The organism is Gordonia alkaliphila (genome assembly GCF_039542465.1).
Taxonomy (GTDB): domain Bacteria; phylum Actinomycetota; class Actinomycetes; order Mycobacteriales; family Mycobacteriaceae; genus Gordonia; species Gordonia alkaliphila.
Map to the genome: position 1 here is coordinate 185,038 of NZ_BAABIE010000001.1, position 24,043 is coordinate 209,080.

The following is a 24,043-nucleotide window of genomic DNA, read 5'->3' on the forward strand; positions in this document are numbered from 1 at the left end:
CTCGGATCGACGCAGATTCGTACGATCGGAGGGGGACTTCGACGCGGGCGGCGACGGTCTACAGCGTGATGAGGCCCGCGGCGCGGTGCGGTGCACCGAAGAACTGGGCGTCGGCCTGCGCGCGCTTGAAGAACAGGCCGATGTCGTGCTCGGCGGTGATACCGATGCCGCCGTGCAGCTGGATGGCTTCGCCGGTCACCGCGACGTAGCCCTCCGAGCAGTAGACGTGGGCGGCGGCGGCCAGTTCGGCCGCGTTCTCCGCGCCCGACGCGACGGCGTCGACCGCGGCGGCCGACATCGACCGCATGGTCTCCACCAGCATGTACATGTCGGCCATGGCGTGCTTGAGGGCCTGGAAGCCGGCCAGCTCGCGACCGAACTGCTTCCGCGAGGTGGTGTGCTCCACGGTGAGTTCCAGCGCGCGGGCCGCGCCGCCGACCTGTTCGGCCGACAGCAGGGCCCACGCCAGGGTGCGCAGGCTGTCGACGAAGTCCTCGGGTGCGGGCACCATCTGCGACGGGGTCTGGTCGAAGCTCACCCGAGCGAGCGGGCGGGTCGGGTCCAGGACCGGCAGCGGGGTCACGGTGACGCCCGGCGCGGAGGCGGCGACCTCGTGCAGGGTTACCGTGTCCGGACCGGCCAGCACCAGGAAGGTGTCCGCGGTCTCGCCGTCGATCACATATTCGGCGGTGCCGGTGAGCAGTCCGGCCTCGGCGTGCACGCCGGGGGTGTCCCACCCGGCCGGACCGGCCCAGCACAGGGCGGCGGTCCTCTCACCGGCGGCGAGACCCGGGAGCAGGCGGGCGCTCGCGTCCTCGTCACCGGAGATCAGCAGGGCACCGGTGGCCAGGACCGCGGAGGAGAACATCGGCACCGGGGATAGGGTCTCGCCGAGGACGGTCAGCACCGCGGCGCTCTCGCGCACGGTGGCGTCGGCGCCGTCGTACCGCTCCGGAACGGCGAGGGCCGCCACGCCGATCTGGGTGGCCAGCGTCTCCCACAGCTCTGCGTCGTACCGGCCCTGCGCGGTGATCGCGGTGCGGACGGCGGCGGGGCCGCCGCCACGGCGGCAGACGTCGCGGACGGCGTCGATGAGGGCGTTCAGCTCGTCCATCAGCGGGCCTGCTCGGTGCGCAGGGAATCCAGCACGCGCTGCCGGTGCCAGGCCGGGGTGCCCCACGCGGAGCGGAGGGCGCGGGCCTTGGTCAGGTACAGCGAGAAGTCGTGCTCGGCGGTGTAGCCGATGGCGCCGAGTACCTGCAGTGCCCGACGGGCCGCGACGTCGGCGGCTTCCGCGGTGGCGACCTTGGCGGCCGAGACGTCCCGGGAGACGTCGGCGGTGTCCTGGCCGAAGCCGTCCAGACCCACGGCGGCGCCCCACACCAGCGGGCGAGCCATCTCGACGGCGATCGCGACGTCGGCGAGGTGGTGCTTCACCGCCTGGAACGAGCCGATCGCGCGGCCGAACTGGTTGCGCGACTTGGCGTAGTCGGCGGCCAGCTCCAGCATGGCCGCGGCTAGGCCGAGCGACAGCGCGGAGGTGGCCAGCGCACCCAGGTCGACGGCGGCCGTGGCGTCGAGGCCGGCGAGTCGATCACCGGCGCTCACCGCGGACACGGTCCGGGCCGGATCAACGGTGGCCTGTGCGCCGTCGGCGACGCCGCGGAACAGGCCGTCGTCGGTCACTAGGTAGACGGCGGCGCCCTCGGCGTCGGCGGCCCGCGGAGTGACCGGAGCGCACGCGACCGAGGCCAGGGCGTCACCGGCGAGCAGCGGCGCCAGGTCGTCGTTCGCGGCGGCGCCGCCCAGCAGGGCGGGCGCCACGGCGAGGGTCTCGGCGACGGGCCCGGGCAGTGCCACGCGGCCGAGCTGTTCGAGGGCCACCACCATTTCGACGGCGCCCGCGCCGCTGCCGCCGAGCGCATCGTCGACCAGCAGGCCGGTGATGCCGCTCTCGGCGAGCTGGCGGTACACGGTCAGGCCGGGCTCACGATCGCCCTCGGACCAGGCGCGCGCCACGGCGATGCCGCCCGCGCGGGCGGTCACGGCCTCGACGGTCGACGCGAGGTCGGTGTGCATTGAATCGAGAAGGAAGTCCACGGTTATCGGTCCCCACGGGGCAGGCCGAGCAGGCGCTCGGCGATCACGTTGCGTTGAATCTCGTTGGTACCGGCGTAGATCGGGCCGGAGAGCGAGAAGAGGTAGCCGTCCAGCCACGCCGAGTCGAGTTCGGCGTCGACGCCGAGCAGATCGAGTGCGGTCTCGTGGGCGGCGATGTCCCACTGCGACCAGAACACCTTGTTGATCGACGACTCCATGCCGAGTTGTCCGCCCGCGGCCAGGCGGCTGACCGTCTGGTAGGTCGACAGCTCGTAGGCGCGCGCCCCGATCCAGGCGTCGGCGACGCCGGTGTCGACGCCGGCGGTGGCCGGGACGTCGTCCCGGCGCTCGCGCCACAGGCGCAGCAGCCGGTCGGTGGCGGCGAGGAAGCGGCCGGGGGAGCGCAGCGACAGGCCGCGCTCGTTGGCGGCGGTGCTCATCGCCACCTTCCAGCCGTTGTTCACCTCGCCGATCACTCCGGAGGCACCGGGGTCGGCCGGGTCGTCGGGCACGAAGACGTCTTCGAGGAAGAGCTCGGCGAAACCGGCTTCGCCGTCGAGCTGGGCGATCGGCCGCACGGTCACGCCCGGTGCGCGCAGATCGAACATGAAGTAGGTGATGCCCTTGTGGCGGGCCTGGTCCGGGTCGGTGCGGAAGAGGCCGAAGCCCCAGTCGGCGAAGCTCGAGCGCGAGCTCCAGGTCTTCTGGCCGTTGAGCAGCCAGCCGCCCTCGGTGCGGGTGGCCGTCGAGCGCAGGGACGCCAGGTCGCTGCCGGCCTCCGGCTCGCTCCAGGCCTGGCCCCAGATTTCGTCGGCGCGCGCCATGCGCGGCATGATCCGTGCCAGCTGGGCGTCGTTGGCGTGCTCGAAGAGGGTCGGCGCCAGCAGGAAGATGCCGTTCTGACTCACGCGGCCGGGCGCGCCGGAGCGGTAGTACTCCTCTTCGAAGATGATCCAGTGCAGCAGCGGGGCGTCGCGGCCGCCGAACTCCACCGGCCAGCTGACCACCGACATGTTGTCGGCAGCCATCTCGGCCTCCCACTTGCGGTGTGCCTCAAAGCCTTCCGCGGTGTCCATGGACGGCAGCGGCTCGGCGGGCACGTGGGCCGCCAGCCATTCCCGGACCTCGGTGCGGAAGGCCTGGGCGGCGTCGTCGAACTGCAGATCCATCAGGCGTCACCCTTCTTTTGGGCGGCATCGCGCATGCTGCGCGCGTCCATGCCGCCGAGCGAGTCGCCGGAGTCGGCGTCGTTGGCCGCGTGCGCGAAGTGGTGCCATCCGAACACCGAGTCCATCGCGTTGCGCATTCCCATCTGGTCTTCGCAGATGTTGACGGCCTTCTTCGACAGGAACAGGCCCTGCATCGGCATCTCGACCATCTGCGCGCAGAGGTCGTCGACCTTGGCCTCGAGTTCCTCGCGCCCGGTCACGTGGTTCACCATGCCCCAGTCGAGGGCCTGCGCCGCGGTGAAGCGCTGGCCGGTGAACAGGATCTCCTTGGCCCGGCGGGCGCCCAGGACGTAGGCGTGGGCGAAGTACTCCACGCCCGGAATGCCCATGCGCGCAACGGGATCGGAGAAGAAGGCGTCGTCGGAGGCGACGATGAAGTCGGCCGACCACGCGAGCATCAGGCCGCCCGCGATGCAGGCGCCGTGCACCTGCGCGATGACCGGCTTGGGGATCTCCCGCCAGCGGCGGCACATCCCCATGTAGACCTCGATCTCCCGGGCCAGGCGCTGGTTGCTGTCCAGGGGTTGGCCGTCGCCGCGGGTGTGGTCCCAGTGCAGGGTCGCGGTGTTGGGGTAGAAGGTGTCGAAGTCGCGCTCGGGGGTGCCGATGTCGTGGCCGGCGGAGAAGTGCTTTCCGTTGGCGCGCAACACGATCACCTTGACGGCCGGGTCGTCGACGGCCTTGCCGAAGGCGGCGTCCAACGAGTAGGTCATCACCGAGTTCTGCGCGTTGCGGAACTCGGGTCGGTTCAGGGTCACGTAGGCGACCGCGTTGTCGGGACCGCCGGTTTCGTAGGCGATCGGACTGGACTCGGCGGTCAGATCGTCGCGGCCCAGGGGCGGCGGAATGACGGCTGCACTCATGCCTCCGACTCTAACCTAGCAAGTGCTTGGTTGGTAGCTCAGGGCGCGCGGAGTTCGGCGCGGTGCGCGGGTCGACGCACCCGCGCTACGCAGTGATCGCCGTCGACGAAGGCCTCCAGCGCGGCCAGCTGCCAGCCGGCGCCGCCGGTCGTGCCGGTGCGCGGCGCGTCGAGCACGCCCTGCATCAGGCCGCGGTGCACCGCGCAGGTGACCGCGGGGTGGGCGCGGGCAGCTTCGAGGAACGGGCAGCGGCGCAGCCGGATCCGGTCGCCGCCCGAAACAGCGGGGGAGAAGCCGGCCTCCATGAGCACGTCGAGGAGGTCGTCGAGCGGGTCGGCAGCGGGGTCCGCACGATCGGCACCGAGCACGGCACCGGCGGCGGTGGCCTTCCGTGGACCGTCCGGATCGTCGGCCAGCGCCGCGGCGAGGGCCTGCGCGAGCAGGTCGAAGTCGCGGGCGCCGGTGGGGTCCATCCGACCGTGCGCGGTGTAGGCCAGGCGGGGCCGCCCGGGCCCGGGACCCCCGACCGGCGCCGCGACGATCGCGTCGTCGCGCAGCAGGCGATCGAGGTGAAAGCGCACCGTGGTGGCCGGCCGCCCGGTGGCGGCCGCCAGTCGGTCCACGGTGAGCGGCTCCTCGGCGTCCTGCAGCACCGCGAGCAGGTCCTGGCGCAGCGTCATCAGCTTGTTCCGGCGGGCCGTGTCAGTCCGCGGACTGCGGCGGCAGCGAGGCCACGAGGGGCGCATCGCTACCCGTCGCACCGATCTTCGCGGCGCCGCCGGGCGAGCCGAGCGGCGCGTCCCGGCCGTCCAGCGTCGCAGTGAAGAAGTCGGCGTTGTCGGTGAGGTACGGCAGCCACTCGTCGGGCAGATCGTCCTCGTAGAAGATGGCGTCCACCGGACACACCGGCTCGCAGGCGCCGCAGTCGACGCACTCGTCGGGGTGGATGTACAGCGCGCGCCCGCCCTCGTAGATGCAGTCCACCGGGCATTCCTCGACGCAGGCGCGGTCGAGGACGTCGACGCACGGCTGCGCGATCACGTAGGTCACGGGATTCCTCCTAGCGCGGAGTGATGGCGAGCGTCGGCTCGCGATGGGTGTGGACGGTCAGATACGAGAGGCCGCCGTCGCCCGCGCGGAACGACCGGCGGGAATGCTTGGGCAGCCAGAGCAGGTCGCCGGCGGACACCGGCACCGGGCCGGTCTGGGTGCCGACGACGCCGGTGCCGTCGAGGACGTGGACGAGTACGTCCACCTCGCCGCCGACGTGCTCACCGATGCCGCCGCCGGGCGCGAGCGTGATGATGTTGGCGTCCAGCGGGCGGTCGTCGAGATCGAGCTTCCAGGCCACCCCGGCCTCGCCGCCGGCCACGGCGTCGGCGCTGTTGCCCAGGAGGCGCGGCGCCGGTGCGTCGAGCGTCTTGCTGATCCGGATGCGGAAGTCGCCGGGCTCGCGGACCAGGTAGTCCCACGCGAAGCCGCCGGGATGGCGTTCGGCGAACTGATTGTGCAGGGGGATCGGATCGTGGTCGTTCACCAGGATCACGGCGTCGCCCACCGCCAGGCCGTCGAAGGCCCCGAAGATCTGCGGATGCCGCTGCGGTTTGGGGATCTCGCGCACATCGATGATCACGTCGGACACTGCTGCCTCCCGAATTAAAATGATTAGTACTTATAAAAATACCGGGGGTCGGCGCGTCCGACAACCACCGCCACCTCCCGCGACCGAGGAGCGGGGCCCACTACCCTCATATCCGTATGCCGCGTGAGCGTCAGATGGGAGCGGGATGGACAAGCAGGGTTACGAGCTGTCGGACCTGGAGGAGTTGGAGGCCGAGTCGGTCCACATCTTCCGCGAGGTGGCGGCCACCTTCGAGCGACCCGGAATGCTGTTCTCCGGCGGCAAGGACTCGGTGGTGATGTTCCATTTGGCGCGCAAGGCGTTCTGGCCCGCGCCGATGCCGTTCCCGCTGATGCATGTCGACACCGGCCACAACTTCGACGAGGTGATCGAGTACCGCGACCGCGTCGTCGCCGAAACCGGCGTCAAACTGCTGGTCTCGCACGTGCAGGACGACATCGACGCCGGGCGCGTGGTGGAGCAGACCGGTGTCGGGAGCTCCCGCAACCGGCTGCAGACCGCGGCGCTGCTGCGCGGCATCACCGAGAACCGGTTCGACGCCGTGTTCGGCGGGGCCCGCCGCGACGAGGAGAAGGCGCGGGCCAAGGAGCGCGTGTTCAGCTTCCGCGACTCGTTCGGTACCTGGGATCCGCGCAACCAGCGACCCGAGCTGTGGAACCTGTACAACGGCCGCCACCACCGGGGCGAGCACATCCGCGTGTTCCCGCTGAGTAACTGGACCGAGCTCGACATCTGGCGCTACATCGAGGCCGAAGAGATCGACCTGCCGCCGATCTACTACGCGCATGAACGGGAGGTGGTCCCGCGCGACGGCATGCTCCTGGCCAAGACCCGCTTCCTGGAAGTGGCGCCCGGCGAGACCAGTCACCTGGCGCAGGTGCGGTTCCGCACCGTCGGCGACGCCACCTGCACCGGTTGCGTGGAAAGCGACGCCGCCACGCCCGCAGCGGTGATCGCCGAGGTCTCGTCGACCCGCATCACCGAGCGCGGCGCCACCCGCGCCGACGATCGGATCTCCGAAGCCGGCATGGAAGACCGCAAGAAGGAAGGGTACTTCTGATGGCCGGGGAACTGTTGCGCATCGCCACCGCGGGCAGCGTCGACGACGGCAAGTCCACGCTGATCGGACGCCTGCTCTACGACTCGAAGTCGATCTTCACCGATCAGCTGGAGGCCATCGAGCGCACCAGCGCGAGCCGCGGCGACGAGTTCGCCGACCTGTCGCTGCTGACCGACGGACTGCGCGCCGAACGCGAGCAGGGCATCACGATCGACGTCGCCTACCGCTACTTCTCCACCCCCGAGCGCAAGTTCATCATCGCGGACTCGCCGGGCCATGTGCAGTACACGCGCAACATGGTGACCGGAGCGTCGACGGCCGACCTGGCGATCATCCTGATCGACGCGCGCAAGGGCGTCCTGGAGCAGACGCGTCGGCACGCCTTCCTGTCGTCGCTGCTGGGGATCCCGCACCTGACCATCTGCGTCAACAAGATGGATCTGGTCGACTTCTCGCAGGAGCGCTTCGAAGAGATCCGCGACGAGTTCGTCGCCTTCTCGGCCAAGTTGGCGGTCGGCGACCTGACGTTCATTCCGATCTCGGCCCTGCAGGGCGACAACGTGGTCACCCGCAGCGCGGCGATGGACTGGTACGAGGGTCGCCCGCTGCTGGGGCACCTGGAGAACGTCTACATCTCGTCGGACCGTAACCTGATCGACGCGCGTTTCGGTGTGCAGTACGTGATCCGGCCGCAGCGCAGCGACGGGCTGGACCACCGCGGCTACGCGGGGACCATCGGCGGCGGCTCCTTCTCCGTGGGCGACAAGGTGGTGGTGCTGCCGAGCGGCTTCGGCACCACCATCAAGCGGCTGTGGGGTCCGGGCGGGCGCGAGCTCACCGAGGCCTTCGCGCCGATGGCCATGTCGATGGAACTGTCCGACGAGATCGACATCGTGCGCGGCGACATGATCGTGCGCCCCAACAACCGGCCGTACGTGGACCGGGACGTGGACGCGATGGTGTGCTGGTTCTCCGAGGCCGGCACGCTGACGCCGGGATCGTCGTACCTGATCCTGTGCGGCACCCGCCAGACGCGGGTCACCGTGTCCGGGCTCAACTATCGCCTCGACGTGAACACGCTGCACCGCGACGAGCAGGCGACGTCGTTGGCGCTCAACGAGATCGGCCGGCTCACGCTGCACGCGCAGCAGCCGCTGCTGTTCGACGAGTACCGCCGCAACCGGCAGACCGGCAGCTTCATCCTGATCGACGAGGCCACCAACGCCACCGTCGCCGCGGGCATGATCACCGGGCCCGTCGCGCGCGACACCAACGTCGTGTGGCAGGACACCAAGGTGACGCGCGAGCAGCGTGCCTACCGCGGCGCCACCATCTGGATGACCGGGCTGTCCGGCTCGGGCAAGTCGTCGCTCGCCATCGAACTCGAGCGCAGGTTGGTGGCCTCCGGGCAGCCGGCGTACCTGCTCGACGGCGACAACCTGCGCCACGGGCTCAACGCCGACCTCGGTTTCAGCGACGACGACCGCCGCGAGAACATCCGGCGCACCGCGGAAGTGGCGGCGCTGTTCGCCGATTCCGGTGCGGTGGTGCTCGTCTCGCTGATCAGTCCGTTCGAGCAGGAGCGCCAGCGCGCCCGGGAGATCCACGAGGCCAAGGGCCTGCCCTTCCACGAGGTCTTCCTGGACACCCCGCTGGCCGAGTGCGAGGCGCGCGACCCGAAGGGCCTGTACGCCAAGGCCCGCGCCGGCGAGATCACCCAGTTCACCGGCATCGACTCGCCGTACGAGCGCCCGGCGAACGCGGACATCGTGGTAACCCCGGCCGACGGCGCCCCCGCCGACACCGCCGCGGCGATCCTGCGCAACCTGGGCCTGTAGCCGCCGGTTCCCGGACCGGCCGGCGTGCCGCGACCCTGTTGCCGCGGCGCTCGCGGGGCTCCGCGAGCGACCCGTCGACAGGGTCGCGACACGGAGGTCAGGGGTGGGGTCAGGGGGCAGGGGGCAGCGGGCGCCGGTGGTCGACGCGGCGCAGGGCGGCGCGGAGGTCGGCGACGTCGACGGTCATCAGTTCGGCTTCGGTGAGGGCGGACAGGTCCGCGGACGTGGCGAGCCGATGCTCGCGCTCCTCCTCGGCCGCCTCCAGCAGGTTGCGGGCGTAGCGGCCGTTGCCCGCGGCGTCGGTGCCGCGGCGGGGGCCGACGGGGGTGTCGAGCACCGCGTCGTACAGCTCGGCGAAGGCCTCGCGCGCGGCGGCCGCGGCCGCCGGGGTCAGGCGCGCGTCGCGGCGGTCGGCCAGCACCTCGGTGATCCGGGTCAACTCGTCCGGGGTGTACGACGGGAATCGGATCCGCCGGGCGAAGCGGGAGGCCAGGCCCTCGTTGGCGGCCAACAGTCGGTCGATCTCGTCGTCGTAGCCGGCGATGATCACCACCAGCCGGTCGCGGTCGGACTCCATCCGGGCCAGCAGCATGTCGAGGGCTTCGCGGCCGAAGGCGTCGCCGCCGGACAAGCCCTCCTGAATCAGGGTGTACGCCTCGTCGAGGAACAGCACGCCGTCGAGCGCCGAGTCGATCACCCGCGCGGTCTTCGGTGCGGTGGATCCGAGATGTTCGCCCACCAGATCCCGGCGCGAGGCCTCCACGACGCGGTCGGTGGCGAGTAGACCCAGCGCGCAGTACAGCTTCGCGACGATCCGCGCGATGGTGGTCTTGCCGGTGCCGGGCGGACCGGTGAACGCCAGGTGCAGGCTGCGGTCGCCGGTGCGCAGCCCGCGGTCGGCCCGCAGCTTGGCCAGCGTCGCGGTGGACCGCAGCCGGGCCACCTCCTGCTTCACCGCGGCGAGCCCCACCTGCTCGTCGAGTTCGCGCTCGAGCTCGGCCAGGCGGACGTCCTCGGGCGGCGGTGCCGCGGAGTCGGGATCGACGGCCGGCTCGCTCGACGCCGCATCGGCGAGCACCAGCCGGTAGGCGGGGTCGGCGAGCGCGGTGGCGGCCTCGGTCAGTTCCGGGTCCAGAGCGTAGGCCTCCTGGAGCAGCGCGCGGGCGGCGGCTTCGTCGCCCTGGGCACGTCGCGCCATCGCGATGGTGAAGACCGCCTGCGCCCGGCAGTTGGTCAGCGGCCCGTGCTGGGCCTGCTCCAACCGCCGGACCCCTTCGTCGAACAGGCCCAGGTGCACGCAGGCCGTACCCGCCACGAGTTGCCCCGCGGCGGCCAGGCAGTCGTCGGTCCACGCGTCCAGGTGCGCGAGGGCGCCGAGTGCCTCGGCCCAGGCGCGGGAACGCAGATGTGTTGCGGCCCAAGAGAATTCGACGATCGGCAGCGACGCGTCCAGCGGCTCCAACACGCGGCGGGCACCGTCGGGATCGTCGCCGATCAGGAGGGACCCGGCGTAAGCCAGTGCGGCCTGGGTGGCGTCGGCGACCGGATAGTCGACGAACATGCCGGTCGGCGCCCGTCCGCACAGCAGGCCCACCGGCAGCCCGACGCGCCGCTGCTGCGCCCCGATGTGCTCGCGCGCCCGGTACAGCCCGAGCAGGGTCGCACCGCCGGTGTCGCCGGTCGCCAGGCGGCCGAGCCAGGCGTCGCCCATCGTCGGATCGGCTTCGGTGGCGCGGGTGAAGGCGAGTCGGGCCCCGGCCGGATCGGGCGGATGATCGTGGCCGTCGAGCCCGAGGCCGAGCCGGATCAGTCCGGCGTCGAAGAGTTGGCGCGCGATGCGTCGTCGATCAGTCATGGTCCCCCCGAACCTCGCTGGCGGCAGCCCCGAACTGCCCGATTTCGACTGTAGCGGCCGCCCGGGTTCCGCCGTGGGCGAAGCACTCTCGTCGCTGGCATAGACTGTCTGCTGTGAGCGCCCAGGTAGATACCGTTTCCCACGCCGCCGATACCCCGGACCTTCCGCAGCCCTTCGCTGAGCTCGGTATGAAGGACGACGAGTACGCGCGGGTGCGCGAGATCCTCGGTCGTCGACCCACCGACGCCGAACTGGCCATGTACTCGGTGATGTGGTCCGAGCACTGCAGCTACAAGTCGTCGAAGGTGCACCTGCGCTACTTCGGCGAGACCACCACCGACGAGATGCGGGCGGGCATGCTCGCCGGTATCGGTGAGAACGCGGGCGTGGTGGACGTCGGCGACGGCTGGGCGGTCACCTTCAAGGTGGAATCGCACAACAGCCCCAGCTACATCGAGCCCTACCAGGGTGCGGCCACCGGTGTCGGCGGCATCGTGCGCGACATCATGGCCATGGGCGCACGCCCGATCGCGGTGATGGACCAGCTGCGCTTCGGTGCGGTGGACCACCCGGACACCCGGCGCGTGCTCGACGGCGCGGTGCGCGGCATCGGCGGCTACGGCAACTCCCTCGGCCTGCCCAATGTCGGCGGCGAAACCGTCTTCGACCCCAGCTACCAGGGCAACCCGCTGGTCAACGCGCTGTGCGCGGGCCTGCTGCGCGCCGAGGACCTGCACCTGGCGTTCGCCTCCGGTGCGGGCAACAAGATCATCCTGTTCGGCGCGCGGACCGGCCTGGACGGCATCGGCGGCGTGTCGGTGCTGGCCTCGGAGACCTTCGAAGACGACGGTGGCCCGAGCCGCAAGAAGCTGCCGAGCGTCCAGGTGGGCGACCCGTTCACCGAGAAGGTCCTGATCGAGGCCTGCCTGGAGCTCTACCAGAACGAACTGGTGGTGGGCATTCAGGACCTCGGCGGCGCCGGACTGGCGTGCGCCACGTCCGAGTTGGCTGCGGCCGGTGACGGCGGCATGGCGATTCAGCTCGAGAAGGTGCCCACGCGCGCCGAGGGCATGTCCCCGGCCGAGGTGCTCTCCAGCGAATCGCAGGAGCGCATGTGCGCGGTGGTCAAGCCCGAAGACGTGGACGCCTTCATGGACGTCTGCCGCAAGTGGGATGTCCTGGCGACCGTGATCGGCGAGGTGACCGATGGCGAGCGCCTGGAGATCACCTGGCACGGCGAGACCGTCGTCGACGTGCCGCCGCGCACCGTGGCGCACGACGGCCCCGTGTACGAGCGCCCCGTGGTGCGTCCGGACACCCAGGATGCGGTGGTCGCCTCGACCACCGCGGGCCTGCAGCGCCCGGTGACCGGCGACGAACTCCGCGCCACCTTCCTCAAGCTGCTGGCCAGCCCGGCCCTGTGCAGCCGGAAGTTCATCACCGAGCAGTACGACCGCTACGTCCGCGGCAACACCGTGCTGGCCGAGCACGCCGACTCCGGTGTGATCCGGATCGACGAGGAGACCCGCCGCGGCATCGCCCTGGCCACCGACGCCTCCGGCCGCTACACCTTCCTGGACCCGTACCGCGGCGCGCAGCTGGCCTTGGCCGAGGCCTACCGCAACGTGTCGGCGTCCGGTTCGACGCCGCTGGCCGTGAGCAACTGCCTCAACTTCGGTTCGCCGGAGGACCCGGGCGTGATGTGGCAGTTCAGCCAGGCCGTCCGCGGCCTCGCCGACGGCTGCGCGCAGCTGGGCATCCCGGTGACCGGCGGCAACGTCAGCTTCTACAACCAGACCGGCAGCACCGCCATCCTGCCGACCCCGGTGGTCGCGGTGCTCGGTGTGATCGACGACGTGGACCGTCGTCTGCCGACCGGCTTCGGTACCGAACCCGGCGAGTCGCTGATCCTGATCGGCGACACCCGTGACGAGTTCGACGGCTCGATCTGGGCGCAGGTGGAGCACGATCACCTCGGCGGCGTGCCGCCGCAGGTGGACCTCGAGCGCGAGCGCATCCTCGGCGAGGTGCTGGTGGCCGGATCGCGCGACGGCATGATCTCGGCCGCGCACGACCTGTCCGAGGGCGGCCTCATCCAGGCCGTGACCGAGTCGGCACTGGCCGGTGAGACCGGTTGCCGACTGGTCCTGCCCGAGGGCGCCGACCCGTTCGTCACCCTGTTCTCCGAGTCCGCCGGCCGCGTGCTGGTGGCCGTACCGCGCACCGAGGAGTCGCGGTTCACCGCGATGCTCGGCGCCCGCGAGTTGCCGTGGGTGCGGATCGGCGTGGTGGATCAGGGCAGCGACAGCGTCGAGGTGCAGGGGCAGTTCTCGGTGACCCTCGACGACCTCCGTGAGGTGCACGAGGGCACGCTGCCCCGGTACTTCGGCTGAGCACGAGAGGGCGCATGGGATGACGAACCCGAACGACAACAACGGGAATGCCGGCGGGGACCAGCCGTACGAGCCGAACCCGTATGACGCGACCCAGTTGGGTCAGCCCCAATACGGTCAGACGCCCCAGTACGGGCAGGCACCCCAGTACGGGCAGGCACCCCAGTACGGGCAGGCACCCCAGTACGGTGAGACACCCCAGTTCGGGCAGCCCGATTACGGTCAGCAGCCGCAGTACGGTGCCCAGTTCGCGCAGCCCCAGTACGGGCAAGCGCAGTACGGGCAGCCGTCGCAGTTCGGTGGTGCGCCCGGGATGCCGCCGGACGACAACCTGGTCTGGGCCATCCTGAGCACCGTGCTGTGCTGCCTGCCGCTGGGCGTGGTGTCGATCATCAAGTCGACGTCGGTGAGCAAGCTGTGGGCGATGGGCGATCACGCCGGCGCTCAGCAGGCCGCCGAGGACGCGAAGAAGTTCGCGATCTGGTCGGCTGTCGCTGCGGTGGCGTCCTGGGTGATCTTCGGGCTCATCTACGTCGTGATCATCGTGGCCGCGGTGAACAACGCCTGACATGACCACCGCCGTGGGAACCGGGGATCGGGTGGTCGCTGCCGTCTACGCGGTGGCGCGGCACCGGATCGCCGGTCCCGCGGTGATCGTGGCCGGTGCGGTCGCGACGGGCGCGCTGGTGTGGTTCGCCGATCCGACGACGCCCGGCGGGATCATTCCGCCCTGCCCGACCAATGCGCTGCTGCACCTCAACTGCCCGGGGTGCGGCACCTCGCGGATGCTGTACAGCCTGATGCACGGTGACCTCGGTGCGGCGGTGAGTTATAACGCCTTCGGCCTGGTCGCGCTGGTGCTGCTGGCCGCGTCGTTCGTGACGTACACGCTCGGCCTGTGGAAGGGGCGGCGCGTGCGCGGATGGCAGCACCTGCGATACGCGCCGATGGCGCTGCTCGTCGCGACCCTGGCGTGGGCCGTGGTGCGGAACCTGCCGTTCCCGCCGTTCGATGCGTGGAAGGTGTGACGATGACCGGGCCCGCCGAACCGGAGGATCGGGGCGAGCAGTGGTCGGCGTACGAGCCGACACAGCACGCGACCCCGAATCCGTACGCCCCGAACCCGTACCAACAGGATCCGTACCAACAGGATCCGCACCAGCAGGACCCCTACTCGCAGGCCGCGCCGCCTCCGGTCCCGTATTCGATCGCCCCGTATCCGGGTGCGGCCTACCCGGCCCATCCCGCCTCGCCGCAATCGGTCTTCGCGGCGCAGGGACCGGCTCCGGCAACCGGGCAGTCGTCGTCGATCGGCGCGATGGTGGTCGGCGGTATCCTCCTGGTGACCTGCTTCGCCACGCCGGCCGGCCTGGCGCCGTTGGTGCTCGGCATCCTCGGTTTCACCAAGGCCAACTCGGTGAACCGACTGTGGATGGCCGGGCAACGGCAGGAAGCAGAGGCCGCCGCCGACTCGTCCAGGACGCTCGCTCTGTGGGCATGGATCAGCTGCGCGGTCGGAATCGCGGTGATGATCCTCGCGGTGGTGTTCTTCTTCGTGTGGGCCCTGAACGTGGACCCGAACACGTCGAACCAGCCCGGCACCTACGGCACCTGACCGGCGACGACCGGCGTCAGTCCGCGTCGGTCAGGAGCGCGAGCAGGCCCTCCGGATCGTCGACGGTGAGCTGATCGACACCCAGCTCCAGCAGCCCGGCCACGATCGGCACCATGCCGACGTTCGCCGCACCGCCGAGCGTGTACGCGTCCACCGCGCGTCCGCGCGCACCGAAGGCGCCGATCAGGTCGAAGCCGGCGTCCGCGGCACCGAGCACCAGCGGGATCTCCAGATAGATCGTCGTCGCGCGCGGCGACGCCAGGCAGGCACGGTCGACGAACCCCGCGAAGTCGCCGGAGGCCAGCGCGCGACCGGCCGCCCCGCGGTGGCAGGGGTCGAAGCCGACCGCGACGCCCGGGGCGGCGTCGGTGAGGATGCGGACGGCGTCGGCGTCGCCGCACGACAGGATCAGGTGCTCGTCGATCGGCGCCGTGGCCGCGGCGAAAGCCGCCACCGACCGCGCGTCCAGATCGCGCGCCTCCTGCTTGTAGTCCAGCTGCAGCAGTGCCGAGCGGGGGAGGGGCGCGTCGGCCAGCAGATCGGCGAGATCCTCGAGCAGCAGGACGCCGTGCCCACTGGGTTTCCCGGTGCCGTCGCGCAACGCCATGGTGCGCAGGCGGGCCGCCGGAGTGGCGGCCACCGCGCCGCGGCCGGTGGTCTCCCGGTCGAGACGGTGGTCGTGCAGCACGGCAAAACCGCGGTCGGCGTGGATCCGCAGGTCCACTTCCACACTGGCGCCGGCGCGCAGGCCTTCGACGATCCGCTGCGCCGTGAACGGCGGATCGGTGGCGGTCCGCCGGGCCCGGTGCCATTTGAGCAGGGTGGTGCCGCGCGCGTGCGTCACTGCCACCGGGGGAACCACCCCCGCGACGTTACCGGCGCCGCGAGATCGACGCGCTTGATGGTCACAGCACACCGACCGCAACAGTTTCGCGACGCCTCCGCGGTGGATGCCCGAGACACTGAAGGCCCGGAGCCACTACGGTCGAGAAATGACTGTGCGCGTAGTGGAGTGGTCCACCGGGACCGTCGGACGGCATGCGATCGCCGGGATCGACGCCCATTCGGAGCTGGAACTGGTCGGCGTGTGGGTGTCCGACCCGGCCAAGGTGGGCCGCGACGCCGGCGAGCTGGCCGGACTCGGCCGCGACCTGGGTGTGCTCGCCACCGGCGATGCCGACGCCCTGATCGCGCTGGCACCGGACGCCATCGTGCACACGGCGATGACCGACGACCGCGTGATGGAGTCGATCCAGGATCTCCAGCGCTTCCTGCGCGCGGGTATCAACGTGGTCTCCTCCGGCCCGGTGATCCTGCAGTTCCCCTACGGCGTGCTGCCCGACTCCATCATCGACCAGGTGGCCGCCGCGGCGCGCGAGGGCGGGGCCAGCCTGCACGTCAACGGGATCGACCCCGGCTTCGCCAACGACGTGCTGCCGTTGTCGATGACCAGCCTGTCGCAGTCCATCGACGAGGTGCGCTGCCTGGAGATCGCCGACTACTCCACCTACAACCAGCCGGTGGCGATGGGCCAGCTGTTCGGGTTCGGACAGCCGATGGACTTCCCGTCGGTGCTGGCGTCGCCGGGCGTGCTGTCGTTGGCGTGGGGGTCGGTGGTGCGACAGCTGGCGGCCGGGCTCGGCGTGACCCTCGACGAACCGCTGATCGAGCGGACCGAACGCGTGCCCGCCGACCGCGACTACTCCACCGTGTCCGTCGAGATCCCGACGGGCACGCTCGCGGCGTTGCGCTTCGAGATCGTCGGCCAGGTCGACGGCGTGGACCGGGTGGTCCTCGAACACGTCACCCGTACCCACCCCGACCAGTGCCCGCAGTGGCCGCGGCCCGATCGCGGCGACGGCTGCTATCGGATCATGGTGCACGGGGAGCCGGAGATGACCGTGGAGTTCGGTCATCACGGGCGCGACGGCGACCACAACGTCTCGGGCATGATCGTCACCGCCATGCGCCTGGTGAACTCGGTACCCGCCGTGGTCGCCGCCGCACCCGGGATCCTGACCGCGCTGGACATGCCGTTGGTGACCGGCCGCGGGCTCGTTGCCGGCTGACCGGAACGGATCAGGGGGTCGGCCAGGTGTGGACCGGCTCGCCCTCGTGCATGAGCACGGTGTAGTCGGTCAGCATGCCGTGCAGGGCCTGCGCGCGTGAATCGCCGGCGCGCTCGCGGGCGGCCACCGCCCGGCGCTGCCACACCGATCCGGTCTGCTGGGTCAGGCACCGGCCGCGGATCACCTCCAGGTACCGGCGACGGGTCTTCTCGGAGACGCCGAACGAGGTGAGACCGCGCTCGGCGATGGGGAGCAGTTTGCGCAGCGTCAGCTCGTCCGGCCGCACCCAGCCGATGTCGGGCCAGTACAGCTGCGCCCGCATGCCCCAGTGCGCGCCGGCCGCCAGGTTCTCCCGCGCGGCGTCGAACGACATCTGCGACCAGACCGGCTGCTCGGATTCGACGAGCCCGCGCACCACCCCGTAGTAGAAGGCGGCGTTGGCCATGATGTCGATCACGGTGGGCCCGGCGGGCAGCACCCGGTTCTCCACGCGCAGATGCGCCCGCCCGTCCACCACGTCGTACACCGGGCGGTTCCAGCGGTACACGGTCCCGTTGTGCAGCCGCAGCTCGTCGAGCTCGGGGATGCCGCCGGCGTCCAGGACGGCCAGCGGATCGACGTCGGTGGAGACCGGCAGCAGGGCGGGGAAGTAGCGGGTGTTCTCCTCGAACAGGTCGAAGATGGTGTTGATCCAGCGTTCGCCGAACCAGACGCGCGGCCGCACCCCCTGATTCTTCAACTCCAGCGGACGTGTGTCGGTGGCCTGCTCGAACACCGGGATCCGGGTCTCGTGCCAGAGCGCCTTCCCGGCCAGGAACGGAGAGTTCCCGGCGATCGCGACCTGCACGCCGGAGACCGCCTGCGCCGCATTCCAGTGCGCGGCGAAGTCTTCCGGCGCCACCCGCAGGTGCAGTTGCAGCGAGGTGCAGGCCGCTTCGGGGAGGATCGAATCGGTGGTGATTTGCAGGTGTTCGCGGTCGCGGTCGTCGGCCAGTTCGACGCCGGTGATGTCCAGTTCCAGATCCTCGCCGCGGGCGGCGAAGATCTGCTCGTTGAGCAGGTCGTAGCGTGGATTGGCCGAGATCCAGTGGTGGCGGAAGTGCTCGTCGCGCAGGGTCGGCAGCATGCCGATCATCACCAGGTGGTTCCCGGTGGTCGCGGCCGCCGCCTCGGCCCGATTGAGCGAACCCCGCAGCGCCTGCTCCAGACCGATGGTGTCGGCGCCGACGAACGGCCGCGGCGCCACGTTGATCTCGACGTTGAACTGGCCCAGTTCGGTCTGATAATCCGGATCGGCGATCACGTCCAGCACGGCGGCGTTGGCCATGGCCGGATTGCCCGCGGCGTCGATCAGGTTCAGCTCCACCTCCATGCCCAGCAGCGGTTCCGGCGGCCGACCGTGATCGGTGAACAGGCCCTCGACCAGCATGCGCGCGATGGCCTCGGTGCCGCGCGAGACCTGCGATCGGAAGCGCACGCGATCGGCGCCGGTGAACTGCTGACGGCTGACGTCTTCGCCCATGCACCCCATGGTGCCGGACTGGGACTCAGGCGAACGGCGTTTGGGCCCCGAGCTCGATGATCTGCTCGACGACCTCGTCGGCGGTCCGCTCCTGGCCGATCCGGATCGGCTTGTTGTCGCCGTGGTAGTCGCTGGAGCCGGTGGCCAGCAGACCGAGATCGGCGGCGACGCCGCGCAGCTCGGTGCGGGCGGCCTCGTCGTGGTCCGGGTGATCGACCTCCAGGCCGCGCAGCCCCAGCGGAACCAGGGTGGCCAGGACGTCGGGGGTCAGGACGGCCGCGGCCGCGCGCGCCCGGGGGTGGGCGAGGACCGGGACACCGCCGGCCGCGGTGACCAACTCGATCGCCTCGGTGAGCTCGAGGGCGCGCAACGCGGCATAGTACGGGCTGTGATCGTCCAGTAGATCGGCGAAGGCGTCGCTGACCGAGGCCACCACGCCGGCCTCCATCAGAGCGCGCGCGATGTGCGGACGGCTGATGGCGCTGTGCCCGGCGATCTCCCTTACCCGTTCGAGGGAGATGGGGAAGCCCGCGGCGATGAGGTTCTCCACGATCCGACCGCCCCGCCCGGCTCGTTCGGCGCGCATCCGGTCCCACTCGGCGACGATCGCCGCGTTCTCGCGGTCGAACAGGTAACCGAGCAGGTGCACCGACACCAGCGTGCCGTCGGGCGCGGGATGCTTGGTGGAGAACTCGGTGCCCGGCAGCACGCGCAGACCCGCCGGACGAAGATCGCGGGCCTGATCCCAGTGGTTCGCGGTGTCGTGATCGGTGATGCCGAGCGTGGTCAGACCGGCCGACTGCGCGGCGGCGAAGAGTTCGGCCACCGAATCGGTGCCGTCGGACCAGCTGGTGTGCACGTGCAGATCGGCGGAGTGGCTCACGGACTCAGGCTACGCTTGAGCGCCGTGCCTCCCGCCAAGAAGGTTGACCCCGCCGAACTGCGCGCCGCGATGCTCGCGGTGACCGACTGGCTCCGCGACGAGACCCTTCCGACGCCGCCGCGCGCGGCACTGGCCGCCGCCGTGCGGCTGTCGGCGCGGGCGCTGGCCCAGGACGCGCCGGGCAACGCGGTGGAGGTGCGCGTGCCGCCGTTCGTGGCGGTCCAGTGCCTGGAAGGCGTGCGGCACACGCGGGGCACCCCGCCGAATGTGGTCGAGACGTCGCCGCGGACCTGGCTGCTGCTGGCGACCGGCCTGGACCGGCTCGACGCGGCGATCGACGACCATCGGGTGAGTGCCTCCGGGCACCGCGCCGCCGACATCGCGGACCTGCTGCCCATCGTTCGCGTCACACCTTCCAACTGAAACTGTGCTCAGCGCGAGCGGCCACGTAAACTCTGCATTACGTACGCCCGTCCCAGCCCTTCCTGAAACACAGCCCTCCCCGAAATCGGAGCGTCCAGGTGTCTGATCCTGCTGTCCCCTCGTCCGACCTGAGCACGCCTGTGGTCCCCGACCTCGACGAACCGGAGAACGAACCGCGCGAAGAATGCGGTGTCTTCGGTGTGTGGGCGCCCGGCGAGGACGTCGCCAAACTGACCTATTACGGCCTGTACGCGCTGCAGCATCGCGGCCAGGAAGCCGCGGGCATCTCGGTGGGCGACGGCTCCCAGGTGCTCGTCTTCAAGGACCTCGGTCTGGTGAGCCAGGTGTTCGACGAGCAGACGCTCGCCTCGATGCACGGCCACATCGCGGTGGGCCATTGCCGGTACTCCACCACCGGCTCCACCAGCTGGGAGAACTCCCAGCCGATCTTCCGGCACACGGCCGCGGGCAACGGTGTCGCACTGGGGCACAACGGCAATCTGGTGAACACCGCCGAGCTCGCGCAGCGCGCCCGTGACCTGGGCATCTACGGTCGCAACGAGGGTGCGACGTCGGACTCGGACGTGGTGGGCGCACTGCTCGCGCACGGTGCCGCCGACAAGACGCTGGAGCAGGCGGCCCTCGAACTGCTGCCCACGCTGCGCGGCGCCTTCTGCCTCACCTTCCAGGACGAGAACACGCTGTACGCCGCGCGCGATCCGTACGGGATCCGGCCGCTGAGCCTGGGCCGGCTGGACCGCGGCTGGGTGGTCGCCTCGGAGACCGCGGCGCTGGACATCGTCGGCGCCTCGTTCGTGCGCGACATCGAACCCGGTGAACTGCTCGCCATCGACGCCGACGGCGTCCGCAGCAGCCGCTTCGCCGAGCCCACCCCGAAGGGCTGCATCTTCGAATACGTGTACCTGGCCCGCCCGGACAGCGTGATCCACGGCCGCTCGGTGCATTCGACGCGCGTGGACATCGGCCGCCGCCTAGCCCGCGAGGCGCCCGCCGAGGGCGACCTGGTGATCCCGGTGCCCGAATCGGGCACCCCGGCGGCGGTGGGCTACGCCCAGGAGTCGGGCATCCCCTACGGCCAGGGCCTGATGAAGAACGCCTACGTGGGCCGCACCTTCATCCAGCCCAGCCAGACCATCCGTCAGCTCGGTATCCGCCTCAAGCTCAATCCGCTCAAGGAAGTGATCCGCGGCAAGAAGCTGGTGGTGGTCGACGACTCCATCGTCCGCGGCAACACCCAGCGCGCCCTGATCCGGATGCTGCGGGAGGCGGGTGCGGCCGAGGTGCACGTGCGCATCGCCTCGGCGCCGGTCCGCTGGCCCTGCTTCTACGGCATCGACTTCGCCTCGCCCGCCGAACTCATCGCCAACGGCATGGAGTCGGAGGAGGCGATGGTCGACGGCGTGCGCCAGGCCATCGGCGCCGATTCGCTGGCCTACCTCGGCGTCGACGAGATGGTCGCGGCCACCCAGCAACCCGCTGAGGCACTGTGCGCGGCATGCTTCGACGGGCACTACCCGATCGAGCTCCCCAAGGAGACCTCGATGGGCAAGGCGGTCCTCGAGACGATGCGTAAGAACGCGTCGGGCGACGTGCTCGATCCGCTTGTCGCCGAGAACGACAATGTCAGCGCGGTCATGCGGCCGTGAGCGCCGCCGGGCCGCTCCGGTAGCCTGATCTCCGCATGAACTTCACCGACCCAGGAGTGCTTGGACCATGAACGACGGCCCCGCCAACCCCCTCGACAGCGGAGCCGCAGCGTCGTACGCGGCCGCCGGTGTGGACATCGATGCCGGTGAACGCGCCATCGAGTTGTTCGCTCCGCACGCCAAGCGCGCCACGCGGCCCGAGGTCGTCGGCGGGCTCGGCGGCTTCGCCGGGCTCTTCGCGCTCAAGGGCGACTACCGCGAGCCGATCCTGGCCGCCTCCAGCGACGGCGTGGGCACCAAGCTGGCCGTCGCCCAGGCGATGGACATCCACCACACGGTGGGTCGCGACCTGGTCGCGATGGTGGTGGACGACCTCGTGGTCTGCGGCGCCGAGCCGCTGTTCCTGCAGGACTACATCGCCATCGGCAAGGTGATCCCGGAGAAGGTCGCCGACATCGTCCGCGGCATCGCCGACGGCTGCTTCGACGCCGGCTGTGCACTGCTGGGCGGCGAGACTGCCGAGCACCCCGGCCTGATGGAGGACGGTCACTACGACATCTCCGCGACCGGCGTCGGCGTGGTCGAGGCGGAGAACATCCTGGGCCCGGACCGCGTGCGTCCCGGCGACGTGGTGATCGCGATGGGTTCGTCCGGTCTGCATTCGAACGGTTACTCGCTGGCCCGCAAGGTCCTGCTGGAGTGGGGTCGGATGGACCTGAACGGCCACGTGGAGGAGTTCGGCCGCTCGCTCGGCGAGGAGATGCTCGAGCCCACCCGCATCTACGCGAAGGACTGCCTGGCACTGGCCGCGGAGACCGAGGTGCGCACCTTCGCGCACGTGACCGGTGGCGGCCTGGCCGAGAACCTGGCACGCGTGCTGCCGACCGGCCTGAGCGCGGAACTGGCCCGCGACACGTGGACCCCGGCGCCGATCTTCTCGATGATCGCGCAGCGCGGACGCGTCGAGCGCGCCGAGATGGAGCGCACCTTCAACATGGGCGTCGGCATGGTCGCCATCGTCGCGCCGGAAGACACCGACCGGGCGCAGGCCATCCTGACCGCCCGCCACGTGGACAACTGGGTCCTGGGCTCGGTGAGCCGTGGCGACGAGGCCGGTGCGCCGGGCAGCGCCCAGCTGGTGGGGGATTACTCCCGCTTCTGATCGGGCAGCCGCAGAGCTGAGCCGGAGGCCGGCGTCGGAGAATCCCTCCGCCTTCGGCCTTCGGCCTTTCGGTACCTCGGGGGGAGAGGACGACGACATCGGGACGACATCGGGTCCCGTTCAGTGGGTAGCAGAAAACCCTGCATCACGCGGATCCGCGGTGATGCAGGGTTCGTCTGCTTGGTGGAGCAGGCGCGTCAGGCGCGCCGCCACTCCTCTTCGGTCCAGTCGTCTACTGGGTTGCGGGACTGACCTTGGTGGCCCGACAGCTCGCGTTGCAGGCTGTCTAGGTCTGTGTTCGGAGTCGAGTACTTCAGCTGACGAGCGACCTTCGTCTGCTTTGCTTTTGCCCGGCCACGGCCCATTAGGGACCCCCTCGCACAATGACGGGGCGGCCACTTTGTGGCGGCCCCGTTCTTCTCGTTAGTTGTATTCCTGCTGCACAGTCTACCCTGCTTCTGGCGAATGTGTAGTCGAGCCACTGTGATGCGCGCGGCAGGCATTGTGACCTGCGGTTTTATCCCGCGGGGGTCAGTCGCGTCCGCGCAGGCGGTTCACCGCGGCACGGCCGGCGGGCACCGAGTCGTCGGAGGTGTAGTAGTCGGCCTCGATACGGGCGGCGGTTCCGTCGCCCACGGTGAGTTCGGCGTCGACGGGCACCGCCCGGCGCACCAGTGCCAGCGCGACGGGGCCCAACTCGTAGTGGTCGATCACGGTCCCGACCCGACCCACGGCGCGCCCGTCCGCGTTGACCGGGTCTCCGGTGGCCGGTCGGGTGTCGGCGCTGCCGTCCAGGTGCAGGAGCACGAGGCGGCGCGGGGGCCGGCCCAGGTTGTGCACCCGGGCTACCGTCTCCTGGCCGCGATAGCAGCCCTTGTCCAGATGGACCGCGCCGAACTCGGCGGGGCCGCCGATCCAATCGGCTTCGTGCGCGATGGTGCGGTCGTCGGTGTCGGCGCCCAGGCGGGGCCGCATCGCGGCCACGCGCAGCGCTTCGGCGGCCCACATGCCGGCTTCGGTCGCGCCGGCCGCGGTCAACGCTTGCCACCACTGCGTCAGTTCGGTCTCGGGAACCACCACGTCCACCACCGGCAGGGTGCGGCCCTCGCCGGTGGGCGGCATGATCCGCCAGAAGCCGAGCGGTTCGTCCTCGTGGTGCCGTTCGGGCAGATCACCCGCGCTGTACACGGCGGCGTCGGCGGGGATCTCCAGCAACTCGGCGAGAGCGCCGGTGCGCACGGCCGGACCGATGAGTGTCAGGACGGCCATGTCAGGGCGGGCGGTGACGGTCACGTCGGACCGGAACACCATCCGCGTCAGGTAGGCGGCCAGGGCTTCGCCGCGGGCGTGCTCGGTGTCGAGCCAGGTCACCAGGTCCAGATCGGCGAGCACGAAATGGTCCTCGACGCGTCCGTTGCCGTCCAGGGACAGGCTCTCGGCACCGGTGCGGTCGGGGAGCCCGGCCACGTCCTGGCTGACGATGGTGTGCAGCCAGGTCAGGCGGTCGGGGCCGGCCAGTTCCAGCACCGCGCGATCGCTACGGTCGACCACCACGGCGCCGCGTTCGGCGGCGCGTTGCTCGCCCAGCGGATCGCCGTAGTGCCAGGCGACACCCGGGCTGAGATCGTCGTCCGGGGTCGGGACCGCGGAGGGGTGGCTGAGGAGGATCGGAGAACGGGCGACACTGCCAGCACTAGCCATGCCTGCAGTCTACGAGGAAGG

General features: G+C 70.7%; 23 protein-coding genes. 10 read left to right on the plus strand and 13 right to left on the minus strand.

Going from position 1 to position 24,043, the window contains the following annotated elements; all coding sequences use genetic code 11:
- Nucleotides 1-58 precede the first annotated feature (58 nt).
- Genes ABD989_RS00865 through ABD989_RS00895 form a run of 7 tightly spaced genes read right to left on the minus strand, consistent with a single transcriptional unit; the run spans nt 59 to nt 5,834 of the window.
- Complete coding sequence (locus ABD989_RS00865) at nt 59-1,114, minus strand: acyl-CoA dehydrogenase family protein (RefSeq protein ID WP_345312091.1); 1,056 nt, start codon at nt 1,112-1,114, stop codon at nt 59-61.
- Nucleotides 1,114-2,100 carry an acyl-CoA dehydrogenase family protein gene (locus ABD989_RS00870; protein WP_345312092.1) on the minus strand — a complete coding sequence of 329 codons (987 nt, stop codon included), beginning with the start codon at nt 2,098-2,100 and terminating at the stop codon, nt 1,114-1,116. The genes ABD989_RS00865 and ABD989_RS00870 overlap by 1 nt, the downstream gene beginning before the upstream one ends.
- A gap of 2 nt (nt 2,101-2,102) precedes the next feature.
- Nucleotides 2,103-3,269 (minus strand): acyl-CoA dehydrogenase family protein, encoded by a 1,167-nt coding sequence (locus ABD989_RS00875; protein ID WP_345312093.1) that lies wholly within the window; start codon nt 3,267-3,269, stop codon nt 2,103-2,105.
- Entirely contained in the window at nt 3,269-4,192 is a 924-nt protein-coding gene (locus ABD989_RS00880) for an enoyl-CoA hydratase (protein ID WP_246993957.1), read from the minus strand. The genes ABD989_RS00875 and ABD989_RS00880 overlap by 1 nt, the downstream gene beginning before the upstream one ends.
- A 38-nt stretch (nt 4,193-4,230) precedes the next feature.
- Nucleotides 4,231-4,872, minus strand: coding sequence for a helix-turn-helix domain-containing protein (locus ABD989_RS00885; RefSeq protein WP_345312094.1), 642 nt, complete (start codon nt 4,870-4,872; stop codon nt 4,231-4,233).
- Nucleotides 4,873-4,894: 22 nt separating this feature from the next.
- Nucleotides 4,895-5,242: a ferredoxin gene (gene fdxA, locus ABD989_RS00890; protein ID WP_246993959.1), complete on the minus strand. Its 348-nt coding sequence runs from the start codon at nt 5,240-5,242 to the stop codon at nt 4,895-4,897.
- 10 nt (nt 5,243-5,252) lie between these two features.
- Nucleotides 5,253-5,834 carry a DUF2249 domain-containing protein gene (locus ABD989_RS00895; RefSeq protein ID WP_345312095.1) on the minus strand — a complete coding sequence of 194 codons (582 nt, stop codon included), beginning with the start codon at nt 5,832-5,834 and terminating at the stop codon, nt 5,253-5,255.
- 145 nt (nt 5,835-5,979) lie between these two features.
- Between ABD989_RS00895 and cysD the strand changes: the two genes are divergently transcribed.
- Together cysD and cysC are read left to right on the plus strand one after the other, a co-directional pair.
- Nucleotides 5,980-6,894, plus strand: a complete 915-nt coding sequence (gene cysD, locus ABD989_RS00900) for a sulfate adenylyltransferase subunit CysD (protein WP_246993961.1) — start codon at nt 5,980-5,982, stop codon at nt 6,892-6,894.
- Nucleotides 6,894-8,732: an adenylyl-sulfate kinase gene (gene cysC, locus ABD989_RS00905; RefSeq protein WP_345312096.1), complete on the plus strand. Its 1,839-nt coding sequence runs from the start codon at nt 6,894-6,896 to the stop codon at nt 8,730-8,732. The genes cysD and cysC overlap by 1 nt, the downstream gene beginning before the upstream one ends.
- A gap of 109 nt (nt 8,733-8,841) precedes the next feature.
- On the opposite strand, the gene eccA is transcribed toward cysC, so the two are convergent.
- The gene (gene eccA, locus ABD989_RS00910) at nt 8,842-10,587 is read right to left on the minus strand and encodes a type VII secretion AAA-ATPase EccA (protein ID WP_345312097.1); all 1,746 of its coding nucleotides are present in this window, start codon (nt 10,585-10,587) and stop codon (nt 8,842-8,844) included.
- Nucleotides 10,588-10,700: 113 nt separating this feature from the next.
- On the opposite strand from eccA, the gene purL reads away from it, so the two are divergent.
- Genes purL through ABD989_RS00930 form a run of 4 tightly spaced genes read left to right on the plus strand, consistent with a single transcriptional unit; the run spans nt 10,701 to nt 14,595 of the window.
- On the plus strand, nt 10,701-12,980 hold the full coding sequence (gene purL / locus ABD989_RS00915; RefSeq protein WP_345312098.1) for a phosphoribosylformylglycinamidine synthase subunit PurL: 2,280 nt from the start codon (nt 10,701-10,703) through the stop codon (nt 12,978-12,980).
- 19 nt (nt 12,981-12,999) lie between these two features.
- Entirely contained in the window at nt 13,000-13,548 is a 549-nt protein-coding gene (locus tag ABD989_RS00920; RefSeq protein ID WP_425556455.1) for a CD225/dispanin family protein, read from the plus strand.
- 1 nt (nt 13,549) lies between these two features.
- On the plus strand, nt 13,550-14,008 hold the full coding sequence (locus ABD989_RS00925; protein ID WP_246993964.1) for a DUF2752 domain-containing protein: 459 nt from the start codon (nt 13,550-13,552) through the stop codon (nt 14,006-14,008).
- Nucleotides 14,009-14,010: 2 nt separating this feature from the next.
- Complete coding sequence (locus ABD989_RS00930) at nt 14,011-14,595, plus strand: CD225/dispanin family protein (protein WP_246993965.1); 585 nt, start codon at nt 14,011-14,013, stop codon at nt 14,593-14,595.
- A 16-nt stretch (nt 14,596-14,611) separates the two neighbouring features.
- On the opposite strand, the gene ABD989_RS00935 is transcribed toward ABD989_RS00930, so the two are convergent.
- Nucleotides 14,612-15,445 carry a glycerophosphodiester phosphodiesterase family protein gene (locus ABD989_RS00935; RefSeq protein WP_345312099.1) on the minus strand — a complete coding sequence of 278 codons (834 nt, stop codon included), beginning with the start codon at nt 15,443-15,445 and terminating at the stop codon, nt 14,612-14,614.
- Between the two features lie 142 nt (nt 15,446-15,587).
- Here ABD989_RS00935 and ABD989_RS00940 point away from each other — a divergent pair, with 142 nt between their 5' ends.
- Nucleotides 15,588-16,664 carry an NAD(P)H-dependent amine dehydrogenase family protein gene (locus ABD989_RS00940; protein WP_345312100.1) on the plus strand — a complete coding sequence of 359 codons (1,077 nt, stop codon included), beginning with the start codon at nt 15,588-15,590 and terminating at the stop codon, nt 16,662-16,664.
- A gap of 10 nt (nt 16,665-16,674) precedes the next feature.
- Here the strand turns inward: ABD989_RS00940 and ABD989_RS00945 are convergent, their stop codons facing one another.
- Both ABD989_RS00945 and ABD989_RS00950 read right to left on the minus strand, forming a co-directional pair.
- Nucleotides 16,675-18,186, minus strand: a complete 1,512-nt coding sequence (locus ABD989_RS00945) for a glutamate-cysteine ligase family protein (protein WP_345312101.1) — start codon at nt 18,184-18,186, stop codon at nt 16,675-16,677.
- A 25-nt stretch (nt 18,187-18,211) separates the two neighbouring features.
- Nucleotides 18,212-19,069 carry a PHP domain-containing protein gene (locus ABD989_RS00950; protein ID WP_345312102.1) on the minus strand — a complete coding sequence of 286 codons (858 nt, stop codon included), beginning with the start codon at nt 19,067-19,069 and terminating at the stop codon, nt 18,212-18,214.
- Between the two features lie 15 nt (nt 19,070-19,084).
- Here ABD989_RS00950 and ABD989_RS00955 point away from each other — a divergent pair, with 15 nt between their 5' ends.
- The 3 genes from ABD989_RS00955 to purM all read left to right on the plus strand — a co-directional run bounded on the left by ABD989_RS00955 (nt 19,085) and on the right by purM (nt 22,321).
- Nucleotides 19,085-19,492, plus strand: a complete 408-nt coding sequence (locus ABD989_RS00955; RefSeq protein ID WP_382362435.1) for a sterol carrier family protein — start codon at nt 19,085-19,087, stop codon at nt 19,490-19,492.
- Between the two features lie 98 nt (nt 19,493-19,590).
- Nucleotides 19,591-21,159, plus strand: a complete 1,569-nt coding sequence (gene purF, locus ABD989_RS00960; protein ID WP_345312103.1) for an amidophosphoribosyltransferase — start codon at nt 19,591-19,593, stop codon at nt 21,157-21,159.
- A 67-nt stretch (nt 21,160-21,226) separates the two neighbouring features.
- On the plus strand, nt 21,227-22,321 hold the full coding sequence (gene purM / locus ABD989_RS00965; protein WP_246993981.1) for a phosphoribosylformylglycinamidine cyclo-ligase: 1,095 nt from the start codon (nt 21,227-21,229) through the stop codon (nt 22,319-22,321).
- A gap of 197 nt (nt 22,322-22,518) precedes the next feature.
- Here purM and ABD989_RS00970 read toward each other — a convergent pair whose 3' ends face one another.
- Together ABD989_RS00970 and ygfZ are read right to left on the minus strand one after the other, a co-directional pair.
- Nucleotides 22,519-22,686: a DUF3073 domain-containing protein gene (locus tag ABD989_RS00970; RefSeq protein WP_246993983.1), complete on the minus strand. Its 168-nt coding sequence runs from the start codon at nt 22,684-22,686 to the stop codon at nt 22,519-22,521.
- Nucleotides 22,687-22,852: 166 nt separating this feature from the next.
- On the minus strand, nt 22,853-24,022 hold the full coding sequence (gene ygfZ, locus ABD989_RS00975; protein ID WP_246993985.1) for a CAF17-like 4Fe-4S cluster assembly/insertion protein YgfZ: 1,170 nt from the start codon (nt 24,020-24,022) through the stop codon (nt 22,853-22,855).
- Nucleotides 24,023-24,043: the final 21 nt, after the last annotated feature.